The sequence below is a fragment of the Ensifer adhaerens genome, assembly GCF_001270265.1.
In the GTDB taxonomy this organism is placed as follows: Bacteria; Pseudomonadota; Alphaproteobacteria; order Rhizobiales; family Rhizobiaceae; genus Ensifer; species Ensifer adhaerens_B.
On record NZ_LGAP01000098.1, the window covers coordinates 1 to 392 of the forward strand.

General features: G+C 55.4%; 1 protein-coding gene. It reads left to right on the top strand.

Translation table 11 applies throughout. From position 1 onward, the window contains the following. Nucleotides 1-214: 214 nt before the first annotated feature. Nucleotides 215-392, top strand: a 178-nt coding sequence (locus tag AC244_RS36160; protein WP_152976253.1) for a transposase, incomplete at its 3' end; no start/stop codon positions are given.

The following is a 392-nucleotide window of genomic DNA, read 5'->3' on the forward strand; positions in this document are numbered from 1 at the left end:
CACTTTGTGACCGGCCTTGTACAACCGGACCACCTGCCGGCGAAGCTCATAAAGCGCTGATTTGCTCAGTTTCCGTGCGTCTGTCTCCATGCCCAAATTATACTATTTCGCGCTCGCTAACTCAATAGTACGCATCCGAGCAGGGCCGCATTGCGGATGTGAGTGAGACTGTGGATTCTCTGTCTATATAGACGGCAATATAGACGGTGCTTCAATGGACATCACAAACGATCTCTCAGGGCGTTTCAGCCGGATGGAGATTATCGATAGCGGCCGTCGCCGGCGTTTCACGGATGAAGCGAAGCTGGCGATTGTGGCGGAGAGTTTTAATGGCCGGCGGCAGGTCACGGCCACGGCGCAACGTCACGGGATCACGCGCTGGCAGTTGAACG